Origin of the sequence: Luteimicrobium album, from assembly GCF_030161555.1 — a bacterium.
GTDB classification, from domain to species: domain Bacteria; phylum Actinomycetota; class Actinomycetes; order Actinomycetales; family Cellulomonadaceae; genus Luteimicrobium; species Luteimicrobium album.
In genome coordinates this window covers 3,507,332-3,523,344 of sequence record NZ_BSUK01000001.1, presented here as the reverse complement: position 1 = coordinate 3,523,344, position 16,013 = coordinate 3,507,332, and the positions used below count along the sequence as shown (strand labels likewise).

Sequence of the window (16,013 nt, the reverse complement as noted above, 5' to 3'; positions counted from 1 at the left end):
CGTCGTCGTCGCGCCGTAGGCTGGCGGTATGGCCGCTGCACCCGACCGCACGACCGCCTCGCACTGCCGTCCGGACCGCCCCGACCCGGGGGAGACTCTGTCCCCGGCCGAGCGCTACGCGGCGTCGCGTGAGCGCGAGGCCCGGCGCCGGGCACGTGGCGACCGGGCGTGGCCCGAGCTCGAGGAGTTCCGCGAGCTGGTCGGCTTCACGCTGGACGACTTCCAGGTGCGCGGCTGCGAGGCGCTCGAGGAGGGGCGCGGCGTGCTCGTCGCCGCGCCGACCGGGGCGGGCAAGACCGTCGTGGGAGAGTTCGCCGTCCACCTGGCCGTGACGTCGGGGCGCAAGGCCTTCTACACGACGCCCATCAAGGCGCTGTCGAACCAGAAGTACAACGACCTGGTCCGCCGCTACGGCGCGGACCGGGTGGGGCTGCTCACCGGCGACACGACCATCAACGGCGAGGCCCCCGTCGTCGTGATGACGACCGAGGTGCTCCGCAACATGCTCTACGCGGGCTCCCGCACGCTCGACGGGCTCGCGTTCGTCGTGATGGACGAGGTGCACTACCTCGCCGACCGGTTCCGCGGGCCGGTGTGGGAAGAGGTCATCATCCACCTCGCCGACGACGTCCAGCTCGTCTCCCTGTCGGCGACGGTCTCCAACGCCGAGGAGTTCGGCGAGTGGCTGGAGATGGTCCGGGGCGACACCGCGGTGGTGGTCTCCGAGCACCGGCCGGTGCCGCTGTGGCAGCACGTGCTCGTGGGCCGCGGCTCGGGCGGCGGACCGGCCGCGACGCCTCGCCTGCTCGACCTGTACGCGGGCTCGGTCGACCCCACCGACCCGGGCGTGAACCCGCCGATCAACCCCGAGCTGATGGCGGTGTTCCGCACCGCGCGGGGACTGCCGGGAACCGAGCCGCACCGCGGCCGGAGCCGGCGCGGCGCGGGCGACCGCGGTTACCGCGGCGGGGGCGGCCCCGGGGCGGCTTCGGCCGGCGCGGTGCGCCCCGCTTCGCGGTCGTCGACGCGCTCGACGAGGACGGACTGCTCCCGGCGATCTACTTCATCTTCTCCCGTGCGGGCTGCGAGGACGCCGTCGGGCAGTGCCTCGCGGCCGGGCTGCGGCTCACGTCCCCGCAGGAGGAGGCCGAGATCCGGCTCGTCGTGGAGGAGCGTTCCGCGACGATCCCCGGCGAGGATCTCGAGGTCCTCGGGTACCACTCCTGGGTCGAGGCCCTGGCGCGCGGCATCGCGGCGCACCACGCGGGCATGCTGCCGCTGTTCAAGGAGACCGTCGAGGAGCTGTTCAGCCGCGGGCTCGTCAAGGTCGTGTTCGCGACCGAGACCCTGGCACTGGGGATCAACATGCCGGCCCGGTCGGTGGTCCTGGAGAAGCTCGTCAAGTGGGACGGCTCGCAGCACGTTGACGTCACCCCGGGGAGTACACCCAGCTCACGGGGCGCGCGGGCCGGCGCGGCATCGACGTCGAGGGGCACGCCGTCGTCGTCGACCACCACGGGCTCGACCCCGTCGCCCTCGCGGGGCTCGCGTCCAAGCGCCTGTACCCGCTGCGGTCGAGCTTCCACCCGACGTACAACATGGCGGTCAACCTCGTCGCCCAGGTGGGCCGCGACCGGGCGCGCGAGGTCCTCGAGACGTCGTTCGCGCAGTTCCAGGCCGACCGCGGCGTCGTCGGGCTCGCCAAGCAGGCCCAGGCGCACGCCGAGGCGCTGCAGGGGTACGGGAAGGCCATGACGTGCGACCGCGGCGACTTCGCGGAGTACCTCGGGATCCGGCGGAAGATCGCGGCCCGGGAGGCCGAGCTGTCGCGGTCCGCGTCGGCGAACCGGCGCGCCGAGGTGGCGGCCGCGTTCGAGAAGCTGCGCACCGGGGACGTCGTCGAGGTGCCGTCCGGGCGGCGCGCCGGCTACGTCGTCGTGGTGGACCGCGGTCGCGGCGGGGGCTTCGACGGCCCGAGCCCGACCGTCCTGACGAGCGAGGGTCGCGCCAAGCGGCTCACGCTCGCCGACGCGCCCGCGGGCATCGCCGTCGTCGGGACGGTGCGCGTGCCCAAGGGCTTCAACGCCCGCAACGCGCGCCACCGCAAGGACCTCGTGTCCTCGATGCGCAACGCCCTCGCCGACGGGCGCACCCCGCCCGGGGCTCAGCGGCGCGGCGAGCACCGGCGCGGCCGGGGAGCACCGCGGCCGACGACGTCGAGCTCGCGCGCCTGCGTGCGGCGCTGCGCGCCCACCCGTGCCACGCGTGCTCCGACCGGGAGGACCACGCGCGCTGGGGCGAACGCTACGAGCGCCTCGCGAACGAGCACCGCGTGCTCGTGCGCCGCATCGAGTCCCGCACCGGGTCGATCGCGAAGGTGTTCGACCGCACGTGCGACGTGCTGCTCGAGCTCGGCTACCTCGCGAGCGACGAGGACCGCGGACCGGGCGAGCTGCGCGTGACGAGGGACGGGCGCTGGTTGCGTCGTCTGTACGCCGAGAACGACCTCCTGCTGGCCGAGTGCCTGCGCCGGCACGCCTGGGACGACCTGGACGCCGCCGGGCTCGCAGCGGCCGTCTGCGGGGTGGTGTACGACGGGCGGCGAGACGACGGCGCCGAGCCGTACGTCCCGGGCGGCCCGGACGGGCGCCTGGCCCGGGCGCTCGAGGCGACGACCCGGATCTGGTCGCGCCTGGGCGACCTCGAGGCCGCGCACCGGATCGACTCCACGCGGCGCCTCGACCTCGGTCTCGTGGCCGCCGTCCACCGGTGGGCGAACGGGCGCCGGCTCGACACCGTCCTGCAGGGCTCCGAGATCGCGGCCGGCGACTTCGTGCGCTGGTGCAAGCAGGTCGTCGACGTGCTGGACCAGATCGCGCAGGCCGCGCCGAGCGCGGCGCTGCGGGACACCGCGCGCGACGCGCAGCGTGCGATCCTGCGCGGCGTGGTCGCGTACTCGTCCGTCTGACCGCACGCACCCGCTGCCCACACGGCTCGACGGGGACGGATAGGGTCGGGCCGTGACCTCGATCCTGTACCGGGGCGGTGTCGTCCACTCGCCCCAGGACCCCTTCGCCGAGGCCGTGCTCGTCGACGACGGCGTCGTCGCGTGGGTCGGCGCGAACGACACCGCGGACGGCTTCGCGGCCCGCGCCGACCGTGTCGTCGAGCTCGACGGCGCCCTCGTGACCCCGGCGTTCGTCGACGCGCACGCGCACGTCCTGGAGACGGGGCTGGCGGCCGTCGGCGTTGACCTGGGCGCGGCCGCCGGCGTGACGTCGCCCGCGGACGCGCTCGCCCGCCTGCACGACGCGGCCGCGGATCTGGACGCCCGGTCCGGCGAGGTGCTCCTCGCGCACGGCTGGGACGACAGCGCGTGGGGCGACGCGGGTCCGTTCACCCGCGCCGAGCTCGACGCCGCGTGCGGCGGGGCGCCGGTCTACGCGAGCCGCGTGGACGGCCACTCCGCGGTCGTCAGCACGAGCCTCGCCGAGCGTGCCGGGGCGATCGGCGCGCCCGGGTGGTCCGACGACGGGCTCGTCCGGGCGCAGGCCTACGACCGGGCCCGCGAGGTCGCGCGCGACCTCGCGCCCGTGCGCCGCACCGCCCTGTACCGGGCGGTCCTGGCGGAGGCGGCCCGGCGCGGGATCGTGGCGGTGCACGAGATGAGCACGCCCGCCGCGGACACGCGCGCGGGCCTGAGCGAGCTGCTCACGCTCACGGCCGACGCGGAGTCGGCGCTGCCGCTCGTCGTCGGGTACCGGGGGAGCTGTGCTCCACGCCCGACGACGCGCGGGAGCTCCTGGCCGACGTGCCGGGCCTGACGGGCATCGGGGGCGACCTGACGGTCGACGGCTCGTTCGGGTCCCGCACGGCGGCCGTCCGCTCGCCCTACCGGGACGACCCCGACCACGGGACGGGGACCCTGTTCCTCGACGCGCAGGAGATCTGCGACCACCTCGCCGCGGTGTCGGCGGCGGGCGTGCCGGGCGGCTTCCACGTGATCGGCGACCGGGGCATGGACGAGTTCCTGCTCGGGCTCGAGATCGCGGCCGAGGTGCACGGGCAGCAGGCCGTGGCCGCGGGCCGGCACCGGCTCGAGCACGCGCTCCTCGTCGACGCGAAGGCGCTGGCCGCGATGCTCGTGTTCGGTCTGAGCCTGAGCGTGCAGCCCGCGTTCGTGACCGCGTGGGGCGGCCCCGACGGCATGTACGCGGAGCGCCTGGGCGCGACGCGCGCGGCGGACCTGAGCCCGCTCGCGGACCTTGCCGCGTCGGGCGTGCCGCTGGCGTTCGGGTCGGACACCCCGGTGACGGCGCTCGACCCGTGGGCGGGGGTCCGTGGGGCCGTTTTTCACCCGGAGCGCGAGCAGCGGCTGTCGGCCCGGGCGGCGTTCAACGCGCACACGCGCGGCGGGTGGCGGATCGCGGGCCTGGATGGGACGGGCGCGGGGCAGCTGCGTGTCGGGGCGCCCGCGCACCTGGCGGTCTGGGACGCCGAGCACCTGACCGTGCAGGCCGCGCCGGGCAGCATGTCGTCGTGGAGCGCGGAGGCCCGCGCGGGGACGCCGCTGCTGCCCGACCTGGGCCCGGAGCTCCCGACGCCGCGGTGCCTGCAGACCGTCCGGGCGGGCGTCGTCCTGCACGACGAGCTCGACTGAGCGTCCGGTTGCCCTGCTCCTCTTGAACGGGAGGAGGGGGCGCGTTAGGTTCGGACGGTGTGCAGGCCTGGGGGTCCCGGCGCGACGGCCACAGCGGGAACATCCGCCACGTCCCGCCCGGAACGGCTCACAGAGCTCAGGTCGGCTCGCGCGTTCAGTAGAAAACGTGCACGACGGGTGGCAGTCATGCACGGCACGAAGGACGCGCGAGCCGGCCGGCATCTCGACCGGCACCGCACCGCTGGCCGCCCACCTGGGTGACGTACCCTTCACGGGTGCCACGCTCGTCGCCCGCTCCTGCCCCGGGCCGGATCCTCTCGCTCGTCCTCGCCGCAGCAGGTGGCGCAGCCCTCTTCCTCTCCTTCCCCGACGCCGACGTGTGGGGTCTGGTCTTCGTCGCGGTCGCCCTGCTCTACGTGGCGCTGCAGCGCCGCGGCCTGTGGTGGAACGCGCTGGTGGGGCTCGTGTTCGGCCTCGCGTTCTTCCCGGCGCACCTGTGGTGGTCGAACATCGCCGCCGGGGTCGTGGCGTGGCTCGCGCTGAGCGTCGCGTCGGCTCTGTTCCTGGCGCTGCTCGGGGTCGCGTGGACCCTGGCGCGCGGGCTGCGGCCCCTGTCCCGGGCGGGCTGGTGGGACGCGGTCGCGTTCCCGGTCCTGTTCGTCGGCGTCGAGGCGTTCCGCTCCGCGTGGCCGTGGGGTGGCTTCCCGTGGGGCCGGCTCGCGTTCACCCAGGTCGACTCGCCGGTCGGGCGGCTCGCGCCCCTCGGCGGCACCGTGGGCGTCTCGTTCGTCGTGGCGGTCGTCGGGACGCTGCTCGGGATCGTGGCGCTGCGCGCCGTCCGGCTGCGGGTGCTGGGGGTCGTGGTCGGGACGGCGGTCGCGTTCGTCCTGGTCGTGGCCCCGCTGTCCGTGGGGCTGGACGTGCTCCCGCAGGACGGCGAGCTCAAGGTCGGGATGGTCCAGGGCAACGTGTCCAGGCCGGGCGCGAGCGCGTTCGACAACGCCGGCGAGGTGCTGCGCAACCACTTGTCGGGCACGTACGACCTCCTCGACCACGTGCAGCCGGGCGACCTGGACATGGTGATCTGGCCGGAGAACGGCTCGGACTACGACCCGCAGCAGTACGTGGACGTCGGAGACGCGATCACCGCCGCCGCGAAGGCCGTGGGCGCTCCGATCCTCGTGGGGGCCCAGGAGTACCCGAAGACGGGCGGCCGGTACAACGTGTCGCTCTTGTGGGACCCCGACAAGGGCGTGATCGACCGGTACGTCAAGCAGCACCCGGTGCCGTTCGGCGAGTACATCCCGCTGCGGGGCTTCGTGTCGCACTTCTCGGCCTCGGTCGACGAGGTGCAGACCGACATGCTGCCCGGCCACGAGCCGGCGATCATGACGCTGCCGTCCGCGCGGCTGGGGCGCGACGTGCCGTTCTCGACCGTCATCTGCTTCGAGGTCGCGTACGACTCGATCGTCGAGCAGTCCGTGAAGCTCGGGTCGCAGGTGCTCGTCGTCCAGACGAACAACGCGTCGTTCGGGTACACGGCCGAGTCGACGCAGCAGCTCGCGATGACCCGCTTCCGGGCGATGGAGACCGGGCGTGCGGCGGTGCAGGTGTCCACGGTGGGCGTGAGCGCGGTCGTGTCGCCGAGCGGGATCGTCCTGCAGCGGACCGGACTCTTCGAGCCGGCGCAGCTGACGGCCGACCTGCCGCTGCGCACGAGCATCACCCCGGCCGTGCGGGCGGGCGAGTGGCCGGCCCGCGCGGTGGGCGCGGTTGCGGCGCTCCTGGTGGTCGGTGGGATGATCGCCTCCCTGCGTCGTGCGCTCGTGCGCCGGCGTCTTCCTGGCGAGAGGTAGGCATCGAGCGTGACCCGTGGCCCCCGTGTGCTGGTCGTGACCCCGACGTACGACGAGCGGGACTCGTTGCCCGTGACGTACGAGCGTCTGCGCAGGGCGGTGCCCGACGCCGACTTTCTCGTCGTCGACGACGGCAGCCCCGACGGCACGGGTGAGATCGTGGACGGCTGGGCGCAGACGGACGAGGCCGTGCACGTGCTGCACCGCAGCGGCAAGCAGGGTCTGGGCACCGCGTACATCGCGGGGTTCCGGTGGGCGCTCGACCGCGGCTACGACGTCGTCGTCGAGATGGACGCGGACGGGTCGCACCGGCCCGAGGACCTGCCCCGGCTGCTCGCGGCCCTGCAGGACCCGGCCGTGGACGGCGTCGTCGGGTCCCGCTGGGTGCCGGGCGGGCGCGTGGTGAACTGGCCGGTGCGCCGCGAGGTGCTCTCGCGCGGCGCGAACACGTACACGCGCCTGGCGATGGGGATCCCGGTGCACGACGCGACGGGCGGGTTCCGGGCGTACCGGGCCGCGACGCTCAAGGCGATCGACCTCGACACGGTGTCCTCGCAGGGCTACTGCTTCCAGGTGGACATGACGTGGCGGATCCTGCGCTCCGGGGGCCGGATCGTCGAGGTCCCGATCACGTTCGTGGAGCGGGAGGCGGGCACGTCGAAGATGAGCGGCAACATCGTGGGCGAGGCCCTGGTGAACGTGACCCGGTGGGGCGCGGAGCACCGCCTCGAGCAGCTGCGGGCGCTCGTCGGTGGTCGCCGGGCCTGACGGCCCCCGACGACGAAGGCTCCCGACCCAGCACGGGTCGGGAGCCTTTCGTCGTCGTGTCGCCGGTGGCCGGCGCCCTGCTCAGGCGCTGCGGCGGAGCTTGCCGGCCCGCAGGAGCTCGAGACGCTCGTCGAGGAGCTCCTCGAGCTCCTTGATGGTGCGGCGCTCCAGGAGCATGTCCCAGTGGGTGCGCTGCGGCTTGGTGGCCTTCGCCTCGGGGCGCTCGGCGTCGCGCAGGAGCGCCTCCTCGCCGCACCGGCACTCCCAGGTCGGGGGCACCTCGGCCTCGACCGAGAACGGAAGGATGATGGTGTGCCCGTTGGGGCAGTCGTAGTGCGCCTGGAACCGGGGCGCGAAGTCGACGCCTTCGTCGGACTCCATGCTCTTCGCGCCGATGCTCATGCCGCGCAGCGAGCGGTCTGCCATGTCGTCCTCCAAGTGGTGGGGTGTCGTGCTGTCGTGGTGCGGGCTGGTTCGGGGTCGGGCCCGCGGGTGCGTCCCTGGCCGGGATACGGCCGGGGAGCACAAGCTTCTGAGGATACCAACCCGTAACTTTGCCGGAGTGTTCCGTCCGATGCACGTCGGGTCGTGAAGGTCCCGTGAAGGACAGCTCGACGGGCCCGCCTCACCGCCCGGCGGGAGCGTCGAGCCAGGTCGTCCACGCCGGCTCGACGAGCGCGGCCAGCACCGTGTACCCGCCCGACGACGAGCACCTGCCAACCACGCTCCCGGGCGCCCGACGTGACGGTTCGCAGGTGCCGGACGGCGTCGTCGGGCGCGACCCGGACACCGTCGCCGACGGCCGTGGTGTCGTTGACGCCGCCGGCCACGAGGACCCGCCCCTCGCAGCCGGGTGGCAGGCGCGGATCGCACTCGCGCCGCCAGCGGGCCGCGACGTCGGCGAGGGTGTCCCTGCGCACCCCGAGGTCGTAGACCGTGAGGGGCGGGCCGCCCGTGTGCGTGCGGGCGGCCAGACGGCGCACCCAGCCCAGGTGCTGCGGGTCGCCGACGCCCGCGACGTAGGAGTCGCCCAGCGCGCACACGCGCACGTCGCGGAAGGTCATGGACGGCATGCTCCCACGACGCCCGGACGCGAGGGCGTGGCAGGATCGGAGGGTGGCCACCACGGGGGACGAGGACCGGCGCCGCACGCTCGTGCTGCTGCGCCGGGTGCGAGACCGCATCGACCGCGAGTACGCGCAGCCGCTCGACGTCGAGGAGCTCGCGCGCGGCGCCCACATGTCCGCGGGGCACCTGAGCCGGCAGTTCAAGCAGGCGTTCGGCGAGTCCCCCTACAGCTACCTCATGACCCGCCGGATCGAACGCGCCATGGCGCTCCTGCGCCGCGGCGACCTCAGCGTCACCGAGGTGTGCTTCGCCGTCGGGTGCTCGTCGCTCGGCACGTTCAGCACCCGGTTCACCGAGCTCGTCGGGATCCCGCCCAGCATGTACCGGGAGCAGGAGAGGCAAGCGACCGCGGGCATGCCGTCGTGCCTCGCGAAACAGGTCACCCGACCGGTCAGGAATCGAGAAGCGACGCCCGCGGGGCGCCCGTAGCGTGACCGTCATGGACATCACGATTCACTCGGCCATGCTTCCCCAGGACGACCCCGACGCCGCCCTCGCGTTCTACCGCGACGCCCTCGGGTTCGAGGTCCGGGCCGACGTCGGGTACAAGGGCATGCACTGGATCACCGTCGGCCCCGCCGGCCAGCCCGACACGTCGATCGTGCTCTACCCGCCCGAGGCCACCCCCGGCGTCACCGACGACGAGCGCCGCGCCATCGCCGAGATGATGGCCAAGGGCACCTTCGCGTCCATCAACCTCGCCACCCCCGACGTCGACGCGTTCTTCGACCGCGTGCAGGCCCACGACGCCGAGGTCGTCCAGGAGCCCACCAACCAGCCCTACGGCGTCCGCGACTGCGCGTTCCGCGACCCCTCCGGGAACCTCGTCCGCGTCCAGCAGGCGGCCCGATGACCGAGGTCGCCGACAGCCACGACCGGATCCGGGTCCACGGCGCCCGCGTCAACAACCTCAAGGACGTCTCCGTCGAGCTCCCCAAGCGGCGGCTCACCGTGTTCACCGGACTGTCCGGGTCCGGCAAGAGCTCCCTCGTGTTCGGCACCATCGCCGCCGAGTCGCAACGCCTCATCAACGAGACCTACAGCGCGTTCGTCCAAGGGTTCATGCCCACCCTCGCCCGCCCCGACGTCGACGTCCTCGACGGCCTCACCACCGCGATCGTCGTCGACCAGGAACGCCTCGGCGCCAACCCCCGCTCCACCGTCGGCACCGTCACCGACACGGGCGCCCTCCTGCGGATCCTGTTCAGCCGCCTCGGTCGACCCCACCTCGGCTCCCCGCAGGCCTACTCGTTCAACGTCGCGTCCGCGAGCGGCGCCGGCGCCATCACCGTCGAACGCGGCGCCGCGACCGCCAGACAACGCGCCGAGTTCCACGTCGTCGGCGGCATGTGCCCCCGCTGCGAAGGCCGCGGCACCGTCCAGGACTTCGACCTCACCGCCCTGTACGACGACACCAAGTCGCTCAACGAGGGCGCGCTCACCATCCCCGGCTACACCATGGACGGCTGGTACGGCCGCATCTTCCGCGGCAGTGGGTTCTTCGACCCCGACACCCCCGTCCGCGACTTCACCAAGCGCCAGCTCCACGACCTCCTCTACAAGGAACCCACCAAGATCAAGGTCGAGGGCATCAACGTCACCTACGAAGGCCTCATCCCCAAGATCACCAAGTCGATGCTCGCCAAGGACGTCGACGCCATGCAGCCCCACATCCGCGCCTTCGTCGAACGCGCCGTCACCTTCGACACCTGCCCCGAGTGCCACGGCACCCGCCTCAGCGAGGGCGCCCGCTCCTCGAAGATCGACGGCATCAGCATCGCCGACGCCTGCGCCATGCAGATCAGCGACCTCGCCACCTGGGTCCGCAGCCTCGACGAACCCTCCGTCGCCCCCTCCTCGAGGCGCTCGCGGACACGTTGGACTCGTTCGTCGGGATCGGGCTGGGGTACCTGAGCCTGGACCGGCCGTCGGGGACGCTGTCCGGGGAGAGGCGCAGCGCACCAAGATGATCCGGCACCTCGGGTCCGCCCTCACGGACGTCACGTACGTGTTCGACGAGCCGTCGATCGGCCTGCACCCGCACGACGTCGTCCGCATGAACGACCTGCTGCGCCAGCTGCGGGACAAGGGCAACACCGTGCTCGTCGTCGAGCACAAGCCGGAGATGATCACGGTCGCGGACCACGTCGTCGACCTCGGGCCCGGCGCGGGGAGCGCCGGCGGGCAGATCGTCTACGAGGGCACGGTCGACGGCCTGCGCACGAGCGGCACCCTCACCGGGAAGCACCTCGACGACCGGGCGACGCTCAAGGCTTCGGTGCGGGCGCCGTCGGGCACGCTGGAGATCCGGGGTGCGAGCACGCACAACCTGCAGGACGTGGACGTCGACGTGCCGCTCGGGGTGCTCGTCGTGGTGACGGGCGTCGCGGGGTCGGGCAAGAGCTCGCTCATCACGGGGTCCGTGGTCGGGCGGGACGGCGTCGTGCAGGTCGACCAGACCGCGATCCGGGGGTCGCGGCGCTCCAACCCGGCCACCTACACGGGTCTGCTCGAGCCGATCCGCAAGGCGTTCGCGAAGGCCAACGGTGTCAAGCCAGCGCTGTTCAGCGCGAACTCCGAGGGCGCGTGCCCCACGTGCAACGGCGCCGGCGTCGTGTACACGGACCTCGGGATGATGGCCGGCGTGGCCACCGTCTGCGAGGAGTGCGAGGGCAAGAGGTTCCAGGCGTCCGTGCTCGAGTACGAGCTCGGCGGGAAGGACATCAGCGAGGTCCTCGCCCTGTCCGCGGCCGACGCGGAGGGGTTCTTCGCGGCGGGGGAGACCCGCGTCCCCGCCGCGCACACGATCCTCGGGCGGATCACCGACGTCGGTCTCGGGTACCTCACCATCGGGCAGCCCCTCACCACGCTGTCGGGCGGCGAGCGCCAACGGCTCAGGCTCGCGACGCACCTGGGCGACAAGGGCGGGGTGATCGTGCTCGACGAACCCACCACCGGCCTGCACCTCGCGGACGTCGAGCAGCTCCTCGGCCTGCTGGACCGGATCGTCGACTCCGGCAAGTCCGTCATCGTGATCGAGCACCACCAGGCCGTCATGGCGCACGCCGACTGGATCATCGACCTCGGCCCCGGTGCCGGGCACGACGGCGGCCGCGTCGTCTTCGAGGGCACGCCCGCCGACCTCGTCGCCGCACGGTCCACCCTCACCGGACAACACCTCGCCGACTACGTCGGCGCCTGAGAAAAGCAGAGCGACCGTGGAACCCGCCGACGTCACCGAGGTCCTGGACCGCCCCCTCAGCCGCGAGCTCCTCGCCCGCGACCTGACCCGGCTCGCCTACGTCGCCACCGACGGCACGCCCCGCAACGTCCCCATCGGGTTCAGCTGGAACGGCACCGAGCTCGTCATGTGCACCGCGCCGAACGCGCCGAAGCTCGCGGCGCTCCGCACCAACCCCGCGGTCGCGCTCACGATCGACACCGAGGTCCACCCGCCCGCGATCCTGCTGATCCGCGGGCGGGCCGAGCTGGACCACGTCGACGCCATCCCCGACGAGTTCCTCGAGGCCAACACCACCTACACGATGACGCCTGAGCAGCGCGTCGAGTGGGAGGCCGGCGTCCGTGCGCTCTACACCGACGGGATGGTCCGCGTCGTCGTGACCCCGACCTGGGCCAAGCTCATCGACTTCGAGACGACCCTGCCCAGCGCCGTCGAAGAGCTCGTGCGGCGCCAGCAGGAACGTCAGCAGGGCTGAGCGGTCCGCCGGCCCCGCGAGCGCAGGGCCGGCGGACCGCGTCAGGGTTCTAGCCGGTGCAGGTCGCGCGGGAACAGCGTCACCTCGCGGACGTTCGCGGCGCCGACGAGCCGCGCGACCCACCGTTCGAGCCCGATCGCGAAGCCGCCGTGCGGTGGCATGCCGTGGGCGAACGCCTCGAGGTACGTCGCGTACGACGCCGGCGACTTGCCACGCGCCTCGAGCGCGGCGACGTAGTCCTTGTGCCGGTGCAGCCGCTGCCCGCCCGTAACGAGCTCGACGCCGCGGAAGAGCAGGTCGAAGCTGTTCGACCACGGTCCTCCCTCGATCGGCTCACCCGTCCAGGGGTGCGTGTAGAACGGCCGCTTGCGCAGCGGGTAGCCCTCGACCGCCAGCAGGTCGCTGCCCAGCTCCTCGCGCGCCCACACGCCCAGTGCCCGCTCGTGCTCGGGTGCCAGGTCGGGCTCGTCCGACGACGCACCGACGCGCCGCAACGCCTCGGCGAAATGGATCAACGGGATCTCCGCGGGGACGACCGGAAGGGCCAGCCCGAGACGGTCGACGGCGTCGGCCGCGTGCGTGCTGACGGCGTCGAGCATCCCGACGAGCGCCAGACGCAACATGTCGAGCACGTCCCGATGGTCGCGGACGAACCCGAGCTCGACGTCGAGCGACACGTACTCGGCCAGGTGCCGGACCGTGTCGTGCGGCTCCGCCCGGAAGACCGGCGCCACCTCGTAGACGCGCTCGAAGACGCCGACCAGCTGCTGCTTGTAGAGCTGCGGGCTCTGCGCCAGGTAGGCGTGGCGGCCGAAGTAGTCGACCGGGAAGACGTTCGCTCCCGACTCCGTGGCCGTGCCGACCAGCTTGGGGGTCTGCACCTCGGTGAACCCGGCGTCGTCGAGCGTCCGGCGAAAGCCACGGAGGCTCGCTGCGACGATCTCCCAGGCGGCGCGGCGGCAAGGATGACGCCAAGTGACCGCCGCGTGGTCCAGGAGTGTGGGAAGCCCGGCCGTGACCGTCGGACGCCAGAGCTCGATCGGCGGCGTCGCCGCCGGTTCGGACAGGAGCGCGATCCGTGGCATGGTCACCTCGACACCGCGCTCGGCGCGTGCGTTCGGCGCGACGCGCCCCGTCACCTCGACGACCGTCTCCTCGGGCGGGAGGCCGCCGTCGGGAACCTCGTGCGGGCGCACGACGACCTGGGCGAGCCCCGAGCGGTCGCGCAGGACCAGGAAGGCCACCGTCGCGAGCTCACGGCGGCGATGGACGTGCCCCATCAGGGTCACGAAGGTCCCGGGCTCGGCGTCGGCGAGCTCGACGGCCAGGGTGCGGGCTGGTGCGGGTGGTCTCATCGTTCCTCCAGGGTGCGGAAGCCCTGGAGGTGCGGGCGGGGGCAAGGTCGCGGTGCCACCACACCTTCGCCGGCGATGCCGCCGGCCTCTCGTCGGTACGCCGGCCTCTCGTCGGTACGCCGGACGCGCGGGCGGCCGCCTGCTCGGACGCACGAGGTCCGGGCCGAGGGGCGTCACTCCTCGCAGCCGCCGCCCACGAGCCTAGGGCCGCAGCAGGCCGACCGACCAGCGAAAACCCGTGCGACACTCCGGGCGCCGTGCCACGATGCCGCGGTGGCCGACGATCCTCGTTTCCTGAGCCTGATCGAGGACGCCGCGGCGACCGCGATCGACGGATGGCACTTCTCGTTCCTCGACGGCCGGCGGACGAGCGAGCCGCTGCCGTGGAGCTACGAGCACCTCGCGTCAGACCTCGCGGCCTCCGCGTCGCGAGTCGTCGACGTCGACACCGGCGGCGGTGAGGTCCTCGCGCGCCTCGCCCCTCCCGCCGGCTCCGTCGCGGTCGAGGACTGGCCCGCCAACGTCCCCATCGCCACCCGGCGCCTCCGCCCTCTGGGCGTCGAGGTCCGCGGGCGCGTGGACGGAAAGCTCCCGCTCGACGACGCCTCGACCGACGTCGTCCTGAACCGGCACGGAGACCTCGACCTGGCCGAGACCGCGCGCGTGCTCCGCCCGGGAGGCACGCTCCTCACCCAGCAGGTCGGCGTCGGCAACGAGACCGAGCTCAACCAGTCCTTCGGGGTCCTCGCGGCCCCGATGCCACAGGCCGTCGCCGACGTCGCGGACCTGACCGCCCGGGCGCGCGACGCCGGGCTCGTCGTCGACCTCGCCGCGCACGCGGTCGCCGTCGACCGCAACCTCGACGTCGGCGCCGTCGTCCTCCAGCTCTGAGCGGTCCCGTGGCGGGTGCCCGGGTTCACGGTCGAAGGTTCGACGGACGCTTTGCGACGCATCCACCGCACCATCGATGCGCGCGGGTCCTTCGACACCCACAGCGTCCGCCTGCTCCTGCGGGCCCACCGCCCGCGCTGACGGCTCCGCGGGCGTACGGTCGGCACCGTGGCCCGCACCGACTACATCGACGACCCCGCAGCCCCGAACATCACCTCCGTCGTCCCCTCCGTCGTCGCCGTCGTCGAGCACGACGGCGCGGTCCTCCTCATCCACAAGACCGACAACGACCTCTGGGCCCTCCCCGGCGGCGGGCACGAACCAGGGAGACCATCACCGACACCGTCGTCCGCGAAGTCCACGAGGAGACCGGCTACGACGTCGAGGTCACCGGCCTCGTCGGCACCTACACCAACCCCAACCACCGCATGGCCTACGACGACGGCGAGGTCCGCCAGCAGTTCTCGCTCTGCTTCACCGCACGCCTGCTGGGCGGCGAAGCCCGCACCAGCTCCGAGAGCAAGGCCGTCGCCTGGGTCACACCCTACGACGCCGAAGACCTCCCCATGCACCCCTCCATGCGGCTCCGCCTCCAGCACGCCCTCGAACGACGACCCGCCCCGTACCTCGGCTAGGCCACCGCTACGGTGGGGAGCATGGTGACCGCCCTGCGCCTCGACAACATCGGCATCGTCGTCGACGACCTCGACTCCGCGATCGCCTACTTCACCGACCTCGGGCTCGAGCGCGTCGGGGAGGCCACCGTCGAAGGGGACGTCGTCGACCGCCTCCTCCAGCTCGAGGGAGTCCGTTCTCGCATCGCCATGCTCCGCACCCCCGACGGCCACTCCCAGCTCGAGCTGAGCCAGTACGTCACCCCGCCCGCCGAGCCGACCTCCCCACCCCCGCACAACACGCTCGGTCTGCACCGCATCGCGCTCGTCGTCGACGACGTCGACGCGGCCGTCGCCGTCGTCCGTGACCACCGCTTCGGACTCGTCGGCGAGGTCGTGCAGTACGAGGACAGCTACCGCATGTGCTACGCCCGCGGGCCGGCGGGCATCATCGTCATGCTCGTCCAAGAGCTCGGCTGAGGCCCCGGTGCCGATCCTGCCCAAGGAACGCGACCCCCGGCTCATCACCATCCGCCGCGGCGGCACCCTCACCGACGCCGACCACCACCAGCTCGCCGAGTGGGCCGCGACTTGCGCCGAACACGTCCTCCCACTCTTCGAGGCCGCCAGCCCCGACGACCCCCGACCACGCGACGCCATCGCCGTCGGACGCGCCTGGGCCCGCGGCCACGCCCGCATGACCGAAGCCCACGACGCCGCGTTCCCCGCCAACGCCGCAGGACGAGACCTCCCCGAGCCCGCCCGGTTCGCGGCGCTCGCGGCCGGGCAGGCGGCGCCCGTAGCGCACGTCGCCGCGCACGCGCTCGGGGCCGCGGCCTACGCGATCCGCGGGGCCGCCGCGGCCGCGCCGTCGGGCACCGAGGACACGGCGCGCCTCGCCGAGCGCGACTGGCAGCGCGAGCGCATCCCGGAGGGTCTCCGGGACCTCGTGCTCGACGACCAGCGCCGCCGCAGCGCCATCTGCTGGCACGCGTTCGACGACTGAGCGTCGCGGGGCGACC

At 73.3% G+C, this 16,013-nt stretch carries 17 protein-coding genes and 2 pseudogenes; 15 read left to right on the top strand and 4 right to left on the bottom strand.

All coding sequences use genetic code 11. The features are described from left to right. Positions 1-28 precede the first annotated feature (28 nt). A pseudogene (locus tag QQK45_RS23445) lies at positions 29-613 on the top strand (DEAD/DEAH box helicase); the annotation flags it as partial. A 344-nt stretch (positions 614-957) separates the two neighbouring features. Here QQK45_RS23445 and QQK45_RS23440 read toward each other — a convergent pair. Continuing rightward, positions 958-1,263 carry a hypothetical protein gene (locus QQK45_RS23440; RefSeq protein ID WP_431310357.1) on the bottom strand — a complete coding sequence of 102 codons (306 nt, stop codon included), beginning with the start codon at positions 1,261-1,263 and terminating at the stop codon, positions 958-960. Between the two features lie 335 nt (positions 1,264-1,598). On the opposite strand from QQK45_RS23440, the gene QQK45_RS23435 reads away from it, so the two are divergent. From QQK45_RS23435 to QQK45_RS17985, 6 genes are all read left to right on the top strand, one after another. Beyond that, positions 1,599-2,462, top strand: a complete 864-nt coding sequence (locus tag QQK45_RS23435) for a hypothetical protein (protein ID WP_431310356.1) — start codon at positions 1,599-1,601, stop codon at positions 2,460-2,462. Next, positions 2,378-2,968, top strand: a complete 591-nt coding sequence (locus QQK45_RS23430; RefSeq protein ID WP_431310351.1) for a hypothetical protein — start codon at positions 2,378-2,380, stop codon at positions 2,966-2,968. Before QQK45_RS23435 ends, QQK45_RS23430 begins: the two co-directional genes overlap by 85 nt. A gap of 52 nt (positions 2,969-3,020) precedes the next feature. Then, on the top strand, positions 3,021-3,824 hold the full coding sequence (locus tag QQK45_RS22570; RefSeq protein WP_348525281.1) for an amidohydrolase family protein: 804 nt from the start codon (positions 3,021-3,023) through the stop codon (positions 3,822-3,824). Next, positions 3,812-4,660, top strand: coding sequence for an amidohydrolase family protein (locus QQK45_RS22565; protein ID WP_348525280.1), 849 nt, complete (start codon positions 3,812-3,814; stop codon positions 4,658-4,660). Before QQK45_RS22570 ends, QQK45_RS22565 begins: the two co-directional genes overlap by 13 nt. Before the next feature lie 275 nt (positions 4,661-4,935). After that, positions 4,936-6,516: an apolipoprotein N-acyltransferase gene (gene lnt / locus QQK45_RS17990; protein WP_284294410.1), complete on the top strand. Its 1,581-nt coding sequence runs from the start codon at positions 4,936-4,938 to the stop codon at positions 6,514-6,516. A 9-nt stretch (positions 6,517-6,525) separates the two neighbouring features. Further along, positions 6,526-7,284, top strand: coding sequence for a polyprenol monophosphomannose synthase (locus QQK45_RS17985; RefSeq protein ID WP_284294409.1), 759 nt, complete (start codon positions 6,526-6,528; stop codon positions 7,282-7,284). A gap of 81 nt (positions 7,285-7,365) precedes the next feature. On the opposite strand, the gene QQK45_RS17980 is transcribed toward QQK45_RS17985, so the two are convergent. Next, complete coding sequence (locus tag QQK45_RS17980) at positions 7,366-7,710, bottom strand: RNA polymerase-binding protein RbpA (protein ID WP_036950226.1); 345 nt, start codon at positions 7,708-7,710, stop codon at positions 7,366-7,368. Continuing rightward, positions 7,683-8,348 (bottom strand): GDSL-type esterase/lipase family protein, encoded by a 666-nt coding sequence (locus QQK45_RS17975; RefSeq protein ID WP_284294408.1) that lies wholly within the window; start codon positions 8,346-8,348, stop codon positions 7,683-7,685. The genes QQK45_RS17980 and QQK45_RS17975 overlap by 28 nt, the downstream gene beginning before the upstream one ends. Positions 8,349-8,400: 52 nt before the next feature. Between QQK45_RS17975 and QQK45_RS17970 the strand changes: the two genes are divergently transcribed. From QQK45_RS17970 to QQK45_RS17955, 4 genes and pseudogenes are all read left to right on the top strand, one after another. Next, on the top strand, positions 8,401-8,841 hold the full coding sequence (locus QQK45_RS17970; RefSeq protein WP_284294407.1) for a helix-turn-helix transcriptional regulator: 441 nt from the start codon (positions 8,401-8,403) through the stop codon (positions 8,839-8,841). A 10-nt stretch (positions 8,842-8,851) separates the two neighbouring features. Continuing rightward, positions 8,852-9,265 (top strand): VOC family protein, encoded by a 414-nt coding sequence (locus tag QQK45_RS17965; RefSeq protein WP_284294406.1) that lies wholly within the window; start codon positions 8,852-8,854, stop codon positions 9,263-9,265. Beyond that, positions 9,262-11,614, top strand: a pseudogene (locus tag QQK45_RS17960) (ATP-binding cassette domain-containing protein). The gene QQK45_RS17965 and the pseudogene QQK45_RS17960 overlap by 4 nt, the downstream one beginning before the upstream one ends. A 16-nt stretch (positions 11,615-11,630) precedes the next feature. Next, positions 11,631-12,131, top strand: a complete 501-nt coding sequence (locus QQK45_RS17955) for a pyridoxamine 5'-phosphate oxidase family protein (protein WP_284294405.1) — start codon at positions 11,631-11,633, stop codon at positions 12,129-12,131. A gap of 41 nt (positions 12,132-12,172) precedes the next feature. Here the strand turns inward: QQK45_RS17955 and aspS are convergent, their stop codons facing one another. After that, positions 12,173-13,486, bottom strand: a complete 1,314-nt coding sequence (gene aspS, locus QQK45_RS17950; protein ID WP_284294404.1) for an aspartate--tRNA(Asn) ligase — start codon at positions 13,484-13,486, stop codon at positions 12,173-12,175. A 273-nt stretch (positions 13,487-13,759) separates the two neighbouring features. Between aspS and QQK45_RS17945 the strand changes: the two genes are divergently transcribed. Genes QQK45_RS17945 through QQK45_RS17930 form a run of 4 tightly spaced genes read left to right on the top strand, consistent with a single transcriptional unit; the run spans position 13,760 to position 15,997 of the window. After that, complete coding sequence (locus QQK45_RS17945) at positions 13,760-14,377, top strand: class I SAM-dependent methyltransferase (RefSeq protein ID WP_284294403.1); 618 nt, start codon at positions 13,760-13,762, stop codon at positions 14,375-14,377. 8 nt (positions 14,378-14,385) lie between these two features. Next, positions 14,386-15,012 carry an NUDIX hydrolase gene (locus tag QQK45_RS17940; protein ID WP_284294402.1) on the top strand — a complete coding sequence of 209 codons (627 nt, stop codon included), beginning with the start codon at positions 14,386-14,388 and terminating at the stop codon, positions 15,010-15,012. Between the two features lie 21 nt (positions 15,013-15,033). Then, complete coding sequence (locus tag QQK45_RS17935; RefSeq protein ID WP_284294401.1) at positions 15,034-15,471, top strand: VOC family protein; 438 nt, start codon at positions 15,034-15,036, stop codon at positions 15,469-15,471. A 7-nt stretch (positions 15,472-15,478) separates the two neighbouring features. Further along, positions 15,479-15,997 carry a putative immunity protein gene (locus QQK45_RS17930; RefSeq protein ID WP_284294400.1) on the top strand — a complete coding sequence of 173 codons (519 nt, stop codon included), beginning with the start codon at positions 15,479-15,481 and terminating at the stop codon, positions 15,995-15,997. Positions 15,998-16,013: the final 16 nt, after the last annotated feature.

Bases quoted from the DNA above. Each gene is read 5' to 3' on its own strand.
- QQK45_RS17965 (WP_284294406.1), top strand. From the start codon at position 8,852: ATGGACATCACGATTCACTCGGCCATGCTTCCCCAGGACGACCCCGAC.
- QQK45_RS17975 (WP_284294408.1), bottom strand. From the start codon at position 8,348: ATGACCTTCCGCGACGTGCGCGTGTGCGCGCTGGGCGACTCCTACGTC.
- QQK45_RS17980 (WP_036950226.1), bottom strand. From the start codon at position 7,710: ATGGCAGACCGCTCGCTGCGCGGCATGAGCATCGGCGCGAAGAGCATG.
- aspS (WP_284294404.1), bottom strand. From the start codon at position 13,486: ATGAGACCACCCGCACCAGCCCGCACCCTGGCCGTCGAGCTCGCCGAC.
- QQK45_RS23435 (WP_431310356.1), top strand. From the start codon at position 1,599: ATGGCGGTCAACCTCGTCGCCCAGGTGGGCCGCGACCGGGCGCGCGAG.
- QQK45_RS17935 (WP_284294401.1), top strand. From the start codon at position 15,034: ATGGTGACCGCCCTGCGCCTCGACAACATCGGCATCGTCGTCGACGAC.